An 11795-nucleotide genomic window follows, 5' to 3' on the forward strand; every position below is an offset into this window, starting at 1 on the left:
GGTCAGCGTTCGCGGTCGCCGCGGATGAACTCCTCCAGGCGGGTGCGGGCGACGTCGTCGGCCAGCTGCTCGGCCGGGGACTTCATGAAGTACGCCGAGGCCGAGGTCAGCGGCCCCCCGATCCCGCGGTCGGCCCCGATCTTCGCCGCCCGGATCGCGTCGATGATCACCCCGGCCGAGTTCGGCGAGTCCCACACCTCCAGCTTGTACTCCAGGGAGATCGGGGCGTTGCCGAACCCGTGACCCTCCAGCCGCACGAACGCGAACTTCCGGTCCTCCAACCACGGCACATGGTCCGAGGGGCCGATGTGCACGTCCTTCGTCCCGAACTCCCGCACCACGTTGGAGGTCACCGCCTGGGTCTTGGAGATCTTCTTCGACTCCAGCCGCGAACGCTCCAGCATGTTCATGAAGTCCATGTTCCCGCCCACGTTGAGCTGGTAGGTCCGATCCAGCACGTACCCGCGGTCCTCCATGAGCTTGGCCAGCACCCGGTGGGTGATCGTCGCCCCGATCTGGGACTTGATGTCATCACCCACGATCGGCACCCCCGCCTGAGCGAACCGCTGGGCCCACTCCGGGGTGGAGGCGATGAACACCGGCAGCGCGTTCACGAACGCCACCCCCGCCTCCAACGCCGCCTGGGCGTAGAACCGGTCGGCCTCCTCCGAGCCCACCGGCAGGTAGGACACCAGCACGTCCACCTCCGCCTCCCGCAGCGCCGCCGCCACGTCCACCGGCGCAGCGCCCGACTCCTCCACCGCCGCCCGGTAGTAGTCGCCCAGCCCGTCCAGGGTCGGACCCCGCTGGACCGTCACCCCCGTGTGCGGCACGCTCGCGAAGGACAGCGTGTTGTTCTGCCCGGCGGAGATCGCCTCGCACAGATCCCGCCCCACCTTCGCCGCGTCGACGTCGAAGGCGGCCACGAACTGCACGTCGGACACGTGGTAGTCGCCGAACACCACGTGCATGAGCCCGGGCACGGCACCGGCAGGATCGGCATCGGCGTAGAAGTGCACACCCTGCACCAGGGACGAGGCACAGTTGCCGACACCGGCGATGGCCACTCGGATCGGATGATGGGACACGGTACTCCTTGGGTCGTCGGTCGTCGGGGCCGCGCCCGGCGCACGCCGACCGTGCGTCAGATGGCGCGGGGCATGAGCGGTGAGGGCCCAGCGAGCCATTCTAGTCCCCGGTCGGAGCCGCTCCGCACCGTGCCCGGCAGGACGCCCCCGGCCGCGGGTAAGCCGTCACAGCGCGCTGACGAGCAGCCCCAGCGCGAGGACGAGGAACAGGACGCCGGAGGAGAGCTCCACGGCCGCGCCGTGCCGGCGGAAGCTCGTGGCCAGGCGCTCGACGGAGCCCACCCATGCCACGGCGGTGAACCAGGCCAGTCCGACGGCCACGAGAAGGACGAAGACGAGCACGGTCTCCCACCAGACGGCGTCCGCGGGGACGACATTGGCGAACAGGGCCACGAAGAACACGATGGCCTTCGCGTTGGACAGGTTCGTCACCAGCCCCAGCGTGAAGGCACGGGCCGGGCCGGGGTTCCGGCCGGGGACCACCGGGTCCCCGGCGGGAACCGGCTCCGTCCGGGTGTGTCTCGCCTGCTCCCCGGCGTCCGCCGCGGAGGTGCCGGGGAACGGGTCGGGAACGGGGTCGGGGACCGCGTCGGCGGGAGCCGTCCGCGCGGCCAGGCCCGCCCGGATCCCGCCCACGCCCAGCCAGCCCAGGAAGAGCGCCCCGCCCACCTGCACGAGCAGCTGCAGCTCGTCCGCCCTGCCGATGAGCACGGTGACACCGGTGAGCGAGAGCGTGATCCACACGAGGTTGCCGGTCATCACGCCCACAGCGGTGAGCACCCCGGCGGTCCGCGACCCCAGCGACGCGTTGCGCAGGATCATCAGGATGTCCGGTCCGGGCGCCACGATCCCGGCGATCCACAGGCCGAGCAGAGCCAGGTACTGGGATGTCTCCACGGACTACCGCACCCGACCGCTCACTCGTGCTTGGACTCGGTCGCGCCCGCCCAGATGTTGATGTCCGAGTCGGTGGCCAGACGATCGATCTCGGCCAGCTCCTCCTCCGTGAAGTCCAGCCGGTGCACGGCCCCCACGCTGTCCTGGATCTGTTCGGGCGAGGACGCGCCCACGAGGGCGGTGGTGACCTGGCCGACGGCCTGCTCGCGCAGCACCCAGGCGATCGCCATCTGGGCCAGGCTCTGCCCCCGCGCGGCGGCGATGTCGTTGAGCCCCCGGATCTTCTCCAGCGTCGTGTCGGTGAGCCACCCCGGGTCCAGGGACTTCTCCGCGGCGGCCCGCGAGCCCTCCGGGACGCCGTCGAGGTACCGGGCGGTGAGCATGCCCTGGGCCAGGGGGGTGAACGCTATCGAGCCCATCCCCGCCTCCGTGAGCGCGCCGAGCAGGGACGTCCCGGACGGGCCGGGGGCCTCGATCCACCGGTTGAGCATCGAGTAGGACGGCTGGTGGATGACCAGCGGAGTGCCGAGCTCCCGCATGATCTGCTGGGCGCGGGCGGTCAGCTCGGCGCTGTAGGACGAGATCCCCGCGTAGAGCGCCCGGCCCGAGCGCACGATGTGGTCGAGGGCCCGCATGGTCTCCTCGAGCGGGGTCTCCGGGTCCGGGCGGTGGTGGTAGAAGATGTCGACGTGGTCCAGGCCCATCCGGCGCAAGGACTGGTCCACGGAGGAGACGAGGTACTTCCGGGACCCGCCGAACCCGTACGGGCCCGGCCACATGTCCCAGCCCGCCTTCGACGAGATCACCAGCTCGTCCCGGTGCCGGGCGAAGTCCTGCTGCAGGATCCGCCCGAAGTTCAGCTCGGCGGCGCCGGCGGGAGGGCCGTAGTTGTTGGCGAGGTCGAAGTGCGTCACCCCCAGGTCGAAGGCCCGGCGCAGGATCGCACGCTGGGTCGCCAGCGGCTTGTCGTCGCCGAAGTTGTGCCACAGCCCCAGGGAGATGACGGGCAGCTTCAGCCCCGACTCCCCCAGTCGGCGGAAGGGCATGGTCTCGTAGCGGTTCTCGGCGGGGACGTAGTGGGCGTCGGGTCCGTAGGTGAGCACGGCGGCCTTTCGGTGGGCGGGCAGGAAGACGGGGTCGGCACGCGGTGCGACGGGGCGGCGGAGCGGCGTCGACAGGCCTGGACGGGGTCCGGTCAGTACCGGACGACGGCCGCGCCGTGACCCGGCAGGGACGCCAGCGCGCCGCCGTCGGCGCCCGGTTCCAGGGAGAGTTCCCCGGAGGCGAACAGCACCTCGGGCTCCGCCCGGCCCGGCACGGGCAGCCGGGCCGGCTCGACGCCGAAGTTCATCAGCACCGCGACGCCGTGGGGCGAGCCCGGCGCGGTGGCCCGGCGCAGGACGAACCAGCGGGCGTCCTCGTCGAGGTCCGTGCCGATCGTCCCGAACCGCGGGTCGGTCAGCTGGGGCACGGCGCGCCGCAGCGCGATGAGCTCGCGGTACGCCGAGAGCACCCGGGCATGGTCCTCGCGCTCGAGCTCGTTCCAGTCGAGCTTGGAGTCCGTGAAGGTCGTGGGCGCCTGGGGGTCCGGGACGGTGGACTCGTCCCAGCCCATGGAGGCGAACTCGGCCTTCCGGCCCGTGGCCACGGCCTGGGCGAGTTCGGGCTCGGGGTGGTCGGTGAAGAACTGCCACGGGGTCGAGGCGCCCCACTCCTCGCCCATGAAGAGCATGGGCGTGTAGGGCTGGGTGAGCAGCAGCGTGGCGCCGAGGACGAGCTGGTCGGGCGTGAGCGCGTCACTGATCCGGTCCCCCGCCGCCCGGTTGCCGATCTGGTCGTGGTTCTGGATGCACGTGACGAACTGCCACGGGCGCTGGCGCTGCTTGTCGATCGGCCGTCCGTGGTGCCGCCCGCGGAACACCGACATGGTTCCGTCGTGGTAGAAGGCCTCGTGCATGACCTTCTCCAGGGTCGCGAGGGCGGCGAAGTCGCCGTAGTAGCCCTGCGACTCGCGGGTGAGGGCGACATGGGCGGCGTGGTGGAAGTCGTCGAGCCACTGCCCGGTCATGCCCATCCCGTTGGCGGAGGTGGGGGTGATCATCCGGGGGTCGTTGAGGTCGGACTCCGCGATGGTGAACAGCGGCCGGCCGGTCTCGACGCCGATCCGGTCCACGAGCTCGGAGAGTTCCTCGAGCAGGTGCACGGCACGGTGGTCCTGCAGGGCGTGCACGGCGTCGAGACGGAACCCGTCCACGTGGTAGTCGCGCAGCCACATCTCCACGTTGTCCAGGATGTACTCGCGCACGCCGTCGGAGCCCCAGCCGTCGAGGTTGATGAGGTCGCCCCAGGTGCTCGAGCCGGGCTTGAAGTAGTCCGCGAACAGCGGCAGGTAGTTGCCGGAGGGGCCCAGGTGGTTGTAGACCACGTCCTGGATCACCCCGATGCCGCGCTGGTGGCAGGCGTCCACGAAGCGCTGGTAGGCGGCGGGCCCCCCGTAGGACTCGGCCACCGTGTACCACAGCACGCCGTCGTAGCCCCAGTTGTGCTCACCGTTGAAGCCGTTGACCGGCAGCAGCTCCACGAAGTCGACGCCGAGCTCCACGAGGTGGTCGAGCCGTTCGACCGCGGAGTCGAGCGTGCCGGCGGGGGTGAAGGTGCCGATGTGCAGCTCGTAGATCACGGATCCGGCGAGGGTGCGGCCCGTCCAGGAGGTGTCGCCCCACTCGTGCGCCGACGGGTCGAACGTGCAGGAGAGGTCGTGCACACCCTGCGGCTGACGGCGCGAGCGCGGGTCCGGCAGGACGTCGGAGACCTGCGACCGCTCCTCCGGGCTTCCCTCGTCGAAGGTCTTGCCCAGGAGGTAGCCGTAGCGCACCGTCCCGGCCGGGACGTCGGCGTCGTCCGGCAGTGTCCACCAGTCCTCCCGCCGGGCGGCCGTGCCCGCCGGTGATCCCTCGGGCAGGGACGCCGCGGGGATCATGGGGTGGTCGACGCCCTCGATCCGGACGGTCACGCTCCGGGCGTGCGGGGCCCAGACGTCGAAGCGGTTGAGGTGTTTCCGGGTGTTCACGGGTGTCAGTCGTCCTTCCGGCGCAGCAGCGCCACGGGGTAGTCGGCCAGCAGCTCGGAGACCGTCACGGTGCCCGAGTGGGGGCGGCGGGTCAGCACGTCCTCGAAATGCCCGCCGGGCAGGTCCAGGGTCTCACCGGTGAACCCTCCCCGGGCCGCGAGGCCCAGGGGCAGGCGCGTCGCCACGGTCACGGCGCCCCCGCGGTCGAAGGCGAAGACGTGGCCGGCGAGCCGCCCGGAGGCCGTGAGCGGGGTGTAGCCCGTGAACAGCTCGGGGTGGTCGCGGCGCAGGCGCAGGGCGCGGCTGGTCACGAGCAGCTTCGCGGCCCCGTCCGGGCCCACGGCGGGGATGCCGTCGGCGGTGCCGCCCACGGGGGTGTCGAGCCGGGCGAGCTTCTCGGCCCGGTCCCGGAAGTCGACGGGACGGCGGTTGTCCGGGTCCACGAGGGACTCGGCCCACAGCTCCGCGCCCTGGTACACGTCGGGGACGCCGGGCATCGTGAGCTGGACGAGCTTCGCCGAGAGGCCGTTGACCCAGCCCGCCTCGGTGACGTGCTGGGCGAAGCCCTCCACGACGGCCCGCATCTGGGGGTCGTGCAGGACGAGCTCCACGAACCGGGCGAGACGGTCCTCGAAGGCCGGGTCACCGTCCACCCACGAGGTGGAGTTCCCGGCCTCCCGGGCCGCCTTGAGCGCGTAGTCGAGGACGCGCTCCTGGGAGATCGGCCAGGCGCCCACCACGGCCTGCAGCACGAGGTTGACGAGCGGCCCGTCCCCGACCGTCGTGCCGGCCTTCTCCGCCAGCCGCTTCACGTTCCCGACCACGTCGGCCCACTGCTCGGCCGTCTCGGCGAGCACCGTGATCCGGGCGCGCACCGCCTCGGAGCGCTTCGTGTCGTGGGTGGACAGCGTGGTCATGGCCAGGGGCTCCTCGGCGGCCCGGCGGGCGAACTCGGCGTGCGCCTCCTCCGGCGTCGTCGAGAAGTGCGAGGGATCCCCGCCCACCTCCGTGAGGGACGTGAGCCGGGGAAAACGGTAGAAGGCCGTGTCCTCCACGCCCTTGGCCATGACCATCCCGGAGGTCTGCTGGAAGCGGCGGGCGAGCTCGCCGAGCTCCGTCCCGTTCCGTGCCTGCGCCCCGAGCAGCCCGCCCAGGATCTCGATCGCGCCGGCGAGGTCGGGGCGGTGCTCCCGTGCGGCCGCGAGGGCCTCCCGCAGGTGCTCGGCGCCCTCCGGCAGGTAGCTGCGGTAGACGGCGAAGTTCGCCAGGACCTCCGCCAGGGCGTCCACCGCCTCGTCGTGGCCGAGGCCGGCGTCGGCGGGCACGGTGCGGGCGAGCCTCCGGACCTCGGCCCGGAGCGCGCCGTCGGCCATGGCCCGCTTGGTGCCGTGGACCAGCTCGTCCCAGTGCACGGGTTCCCCGCCGCGCAGCCGAGCGTCCAGGCTGGTCAGCGCGTACTCGCCGGCGGGGTCCGTGAGGAGGCGGTCGACCACCCCGAGCGCGTCGTAGCCCGTGGTGCCCTGCGTGGCCCAGTCGCGGGGCAGCCGCTCGCCGGGCTCCAGGATCTTCTCGACGACGACGTAGGCGCCGCCGGTGAGCTCCCGCAGCCGCTCGAGGTAATCCTTCGGGTCGCGCAGCCCGTCCGGGTGGTCGATGCGCAGCCCGTCGACGAGGCCCTCGTCGATCCACCGCTTGACCTCGGCGTGCGACTCGGCGAAGACCTCCGGGTCCTCCACGCGCACGCCGGCCAGCGTGGCCACCGTGAAGAAGCGGCGGTAGTTCAGCTCGGCGTCGCCGCGCCGCCAGTGGATCAGCTCGTAGTGCTGCCGGGCGTGCACCTCCCGCGGGTCATCGCCGTCCGTCCACGTGCCCTCGGCCAGCGGGTAGACGTTGTCGTAGTAGCGCAGCGTGCCGTCCTGGATCCGCAGCCGGTCCAGCTCACCGTCGCCGTCGCCCAGGACGGGGATCAGCACCTTGCCGCCGCCGGCTTCCCACTCCACGTCGAAGGCCCGGGCGTACGGCGAGTCGCGCCCCTCCCGCAGCAGGGACCACCACCAGGGGTTCTGCTCGGGGACGGCCACTCCCTGGTGATTGGGGACGATGTCGACCAGCACCCCCATGCCCCGCGCGTGGGCCGCGTCGGCGAGCACCCGCAGGCCCTCCGGTCCCCCGCGGGCCGGGTCCACCTCCGCGGGGGACGCGACGTCGTAGCCGTGCTCGGAGCCGGCCACGGCCCGGAGGATCGGTGAGAGGTAGATCCAGTCCGCGCCGAGGTCGTGGATGTAGTCCACGAGCCCGGCCGCCCGCTGGAGCGTGAGGTCGGAGGTGATCTGGAGTCGGTAGGTCGATGTCGGAGTGCGCACGGCACCAGTCTGTCGGGACCACCGCCGAAACGCCAGCAGGCTGTCGACCCGTGTCCGGGTCGACAGCCTGCTGGTGGCGTCAGGTCACTGGTCCTGCGGCGCCTTCGCGTACGCGGCCACGGAGGCGGCCACCGAGGCGTCGGGCTCCTCCTCGGGGGCCTCGTAGGCGCGCAGCACGACCATCGACTTGCCCTCCAGGGTGATCGTGGTGCGGGCGCGGCGCACCTGCCCGTCGGCGTACTTGCCGGCCGTGTCGATCACCTCTTCCCACCGCTTGCCGTAGCGCACGGGCGGCAGCTTGCACTTGACGGCGTCCGGGTTGGAGTTGAAGTACACGATGAAGTTCACGTCCGTGATGGGACGCCCCCGCATGTCCACGCCGGCGATCCCGTTGCCGTTGAGCCACATGCCGAAGGACCGGGAGAGCGGCTCGTCCCAGTCGGCCGGCTTCAGCGGCGCACCGTCGGTGTTCAGCCACGCGATGTCGGGCATCGGGCGGCCGCTGTCGTCGGCGTCCATCTCCACGGGCCGCCCGTCGAAGAACTCGGAGCGCCGGAACGTCGGGTGCTCGTGGCGCAGGTGCGCAACGGCCGCGACGAACTCGGTGAGCGGACCGTCCATGGTGTCCCAGTTGATCCACGAGAGCTCGTTGTCCTGGCAGTACGTGTTGTTGTTGCCGTTCTGCGTGCGGCCGAGCTCGTCGCCGTGCACGACCATGGGTGTGCCCTGGGACAGCAGCAGGGTCGCGAGGAAGTTGCGCTGCTGGCGCGAGCGCAGGGCGAGCACCTCCGGGTCGTCGGTGGGGCCCTCCAGGCCGCAGTTCCACGAGCGGTTGTGGGACTCCCCGTCGTTGTTGTCCTCCCCGTTGGCCTCGTTGTGCTTCTCGTTGTAGGAGACGAGGTCGCGCAGCGTGAAGCCGTCGTGGGCGGTGACGAAGTTGATCGACGCGAACGGGCGGCGCCCGCTGTGCTCGTAGAGGTCGGCCGACCCCGTGATGCGGGAGGCGAACTCCCCCAGCGTCGCCGGCTCGCCCCGCCAGAAGTCGCGGACCGTGTCCCGGTACTTGCCGTTCCACTCGGTCCACTGCGGCGGGAAGTTGCCCACCTGGTAGCCGCCGGGGCCGACGTCCCACGGCTCGGCGATCAGCTTCACCTGGGACACCACCGGGTCCTGCTGGACGAGCTCGAAGAACGTGGCCAGCTTGTCGACGTCGTAGAACTCACGGACCAGCGCCGAGGCGAGGTCGAAGCGGAACCCGTCCACGTGCATCTCGGTCACCCAGTAGCGCAGGGAGTCCATGATCAGCTGCAACGAGTGCGGGTGGCGGACGTTGAGCGTGTTCCCGGTCCCCGTGTAGTCCATGTAGTACTTCTCGTCACCCTCGACCCTGCGGTAGTAGGCCTGGTTGTCGATGCCCTTCATGGACAGGGTGGGGCCGAGGTGGTTGCCCTCGGCGGTGTGGTTGTAGACCACGTCGAGAATGACCTCGATGTCCGCCTCGTGCAGGGCCCGCACCATGGCCTTGAACTCCTGCACCTGGCCGCCGAGGTCGTTGGTGGAGTGGTACTCGTTGTGCGGGGCGAAGAAGCCGATCGTGTTGTAGCCCCAGTAGTTGCGCAGGCCCTTCTCGAGCAGGGTGCTGTCCTGCACGAACTGGTGCACGGGCATGAGCTCGATCGCCGTGACCCCCAGCTTCTGCAGGTGGGCGATCACGGCGGGGTGTGCCACCCCCGCGTAGGTGCCGCGCATCTCCTCCGGGACCTCCGGGTGCAGCTGGGTGAGTCCCTTGACGTGCGCCTCGTAGATCACGGACTTGTGGTAGGGCGTGCGGGGCCGGCGGTCCCCCTCCCAGTTGAAGAAGGGGTTGATCACCACGCCCATCGCCATGTGCGGAGCCGAGTCCTCGTCGTTGAACGAGTCCTCGTCGCCGAAGTTGTAGGAGAACAACGGCTGCGCCCAGTCGATCTGCCCGGAGACGGCCTTCGCGTAGGGGTCGAGCAGCAGCTTGGAGGGGTTGCAGCGCTGCCCCTCGGCGGGGTTCCAGGGCCCGTGCACCCGGTAGCCGTAGCGCTGGCCGGGCTGGACGGTCGGGAGGTAGCAGTGCCACACGTATCCGTCCTGGGCATCGACCTGGATCCGGGTCTCCGTGCCGTCCTCGTCGAAGAGGCACAGTTCCACCTTCTCCGCGACCTCGCTGAAGAGCGCGAAGTTCGTGCCGGTGCCGTCGAACGTGGCACCGAGGGGGTATGGCTGACCTGGCCAGACTTCCATAGGGATCTCCTGTCGTACCGCCGGGCAGGGGTCACCGTCAGCGGGCTGGGTATGGGGCAAGTGGGCTTAACCTTAGCCGGGTCCGGGACCCTCGGCGGTCCGCGGCACCCGGGACCGCTCCTGCGGGCGCGTGGTCACTCGTCCCGGCGCAGGACCTTCCGCACGTTGCCGGACAGCACCGTGGGCGGCACGGGCCCCGTCCCCTCCACCGTGGAGGCGTACCCGTGCACGGCCACCGCGAGCGCGGCGGCCACCGCGAGGCGCGCGTCCCCGCGCGCCCACTCCCCCGCCGCGGCGAAGGCGTCGGGGTGCCCGGCGCACGCGGCGAGGACGGCGCCCATGACGCCGGCCAGCGTGTCCCCGCTGCCCGCGGTGGCGAGCCACGGGCTGCCGTCCGCCTGGGAGAGCAGGGTGCCGTCGGGGGCGGCGACGACCGTGGTGGCGCCCTTGAGGACGACGACGGCGCCCGTGGCCTCCGCCGCCCGTCCGGCCCACCGGGCGGGTTCGCGCGCCACGGACTCCCGGTCCGGGGCGTCCCCCTCCCCGCCGAGCGCGGCGAGCCACGCGAGCACCTGCTGGAGCTCGCCCGCGTGGGGCGTGAGCACCTTTCCCCGGCCCAGGGACCCCTCGGCGGCGGCGCGCGCCGCCGCGGTGAGCGCGCCGGCGTCGACGACGGCGGGGAGGTCGCCGGCGAGCACCGCGTCGATCCGCTGCTCCTGCGCCGGCTCCCCGACGGCCCCGGGCCCCACCACCCACGCCTGGACGTGCACGTCCGCCGGGTGGTCCTCCGAGGCCACGACCTCGGGGCTGTTCAGGCACACGAGCGAGCGCGTGGCGGCGTCGCCCAGGTGCCGGACCATCCCGGCGCCGGCGTCCACGGCGGCACGCGTGCACATCAGCGCGGCGCCGGGATAGGTGGGCGACCCGGCGACGACCCCCACCACGCCCCGGGAGTACTTGTGGGAGACCGCCGAGGGGCGCGGCCACAGCGCTGCGACGTCGTGGGGCTCCAGGCGCCGGAGCGCCGGGGCGGGCAGGGCGTCCTCGATGCCGATGGTCACGGTCCGCACCTGCCCGCACCACTGCTCGCCCGGGGGCAGGAACTGCCCGGCCTTGGCCGCGCCGAAGGTCACCGTCAGGTCCGCGGGCAGCACGTCCCCCGAGACCTCCCCCGTGTCGGCGGAGACCCCCGAGGGGATGTCGCAGGCGACGACGACCGGGCCTCCGACGGCGGGCCACCGGTCCCGGACCGTGCGCACGATCTCGGCGGCCGCCCCGCGCAGCCCGCCCCGAGCGCCGGTCCCCAGCACGGCGTCGAGCACGAGGTCCGCCCCGATCACGTGGTCGACGGCCCGCTCCAGCGCGGCCGAGCCCGGTTCGGCGTGCAGCGTCCGTCCGCCCGCGGCCACGAGGGCCGCCTCCCCCTCCGCGTGCAGCCGGTCGCCGACCGCCACGGCGAGCACGCCGGCGCCGCGCCGGGCGAGCTCCGCGCCGGCCCACAGCCCGTCCCCTCCGTTGTTCCCCGTCCCGGCGAGCACGACCACCCGGGAGCCGCCCACCCGGTCCCGCCGCTCCCGGAGGCGCTGCGCGCAGGCCAGCGCGAGGCCGTGGGCGGCGCGGCGCATGAGGGCCGGGCCGTCGCCGTGCTCCAGGAAGGGCCTCTCCGCCTCGCGGACCTGGGCCCCGGTCCAGGCCTCGATCACGGCCGGCCCCCGTCCCCGGTGCGCTCGGCGATGACCATGGCCATCGCGATGCCGCCGTCGTGGGTCATGGTGAGGTGCCACCGGTCGATGCCCTGGCGGCGGGCCTCCTCCGCCACGGTGCCCTCGGTGCACAGCACGGGGGCGCCGGAGGGGTCGTTCTCGATCCAGCAGTGCTGCCAGATCATCCCGGGAGGGGCCTTGAGGGCCTTCGCGGCGGCCTCCTTCGCGGCGAAGCGGGCCGCGAGCGAGCGCACGTGCAGCTCCCGTTCGTGCGGGGTGAACAGGCGGGTCACGAGGCCCGGGGTGCGGGCGATCTGCGCCTCGAAGCGGGCGATGTCCACCACGTCGATGCCGGTGCCGATGATCATGGGGTCCAGCCTAACGACAGCCGGCCCGCCGCCCC

General features: G+C 72.3%; 8 protein-coding genes. All 8 read right to left on the minus strand.

Features of this window, described 5'->3' with window-relative positions; all coding sequences use genetic code 11:
- Positions 1 to 2: 2 nt before the first annotated feature.
- A complete protein-coding gene (locus tag ACH9EU_RS03260) occupies positions 3 to 1088 on the minus strand; it encodes an inositol-3-phosphate synthase (RefSeq protein WP_396412500.1) in 1086 nt (361 codons plus the stop codon).
- 165 nt (positions 1089 to 1253) lie between these two features.
- Positions 1254 to 1985: a LysE family transporter gene (locus ACH9EU_RS03265; RefSeq protein WP_396412505.1), complete on the minus strand. Its 732-nt coding sequence runs from the start codon at positions 1983 to 1985 to the stop codon at positions 1254 to 1256.
- A 20-nt stretch (positions 1986 to 2005) separates the two neighbouring features.
- Positions 2006 to 3088, minus strand: coding sequence for an L-glyceraldehyde 3-phosphate reductase (gene mgrA / locus ACH9EU_RS03270; RefSeq protein WP_396412506.1), 1083 nt, complete (start codon positions 3086 to 3088; stop codon positions 2006 to 2008).
- A gap of 92 nt (positions 3089 to 3180) precedes the next feature.
- Positions 3181 to 5055 carry a malto-oligosyltrehalose trehalohydrolase gene (treZ, locus tag ACH9EU_RS03275; RefSeq protein WP_396412507.1) on the minus strand — a complete coding sequence of 625 codons (1875 nt, stop codon included), beginning with the start codon at positions 5053 to 5055 and terminating at the stop codon, positions 3181 to 3183.
- A 5-nt stretch (positions 5056 to 5060) separates the two neighbouring features.
- Positions 5061 to 7418 carry a malto-oligosyltrehalose synthase gene (gene treY, locus ACH9EU_RS03280; RefSeq protein ID WP_396412508.1) on the minus strand — a complete coding sequence of 786 codons (2358 nt, stop codon included), beginning with the start codon at positions 7416 to 7418 and terminating at the stop codon, positions 5061 to 5063.
- A gap of 84 nt (positions 7419 to 7502) precedes the next feature.
- The gene (glgX, locus tag ACH9EU_RS03285) at positions 7503 to 9689 is read right to left on the minus strand and encodes a glycogen debranching protein GlgX (RefSeq protein ID WP_396412509.1); all 2187 of its coding nucleotides are present in this window, start codon (positions 9687 to 9689) and stop codon (positions 7503 to 7505) included.
- A 134-nt stretch (positions 9690 to 9823) separates the two neighbouring features.
- Entirely contained in the window at positions 9824 to 11392 is a 1569-nt protein-coding gene (locus tag ACH9EU_RS03290; protein WP_396412510.1) for an NAD(P)H-hydrate epimerase, read from the minus strand.
- Positions 11389 to 11760, minus strand: a complete 372-nt coding sequence (locus ACH9EU_RS03295; RefSeq protein ID WP_396412511.1) for a holo-ACP synthase — start codon at positions 11758 to 11760, stop codon at positions 11389 to 11391. The genes ACH9EU_RS03290 and ACH9EU_RS03295 overlap by 4 nt, the downstream gene beginning before the upstream one ends.
- Between the last annotated feature and the right edge of the window lie 35 nt (positions 11761 to 11795).

This window comes from Kocuria rhizosphaerae (genome assembly GCF_044462265.1).
Taxonomy (GTDB): Bacteria; Actinomycetota; Actinomycetes; order Actinomycetales; family Micrococcaceae; genus Kocuria; species Kocuria rhizosphaerae.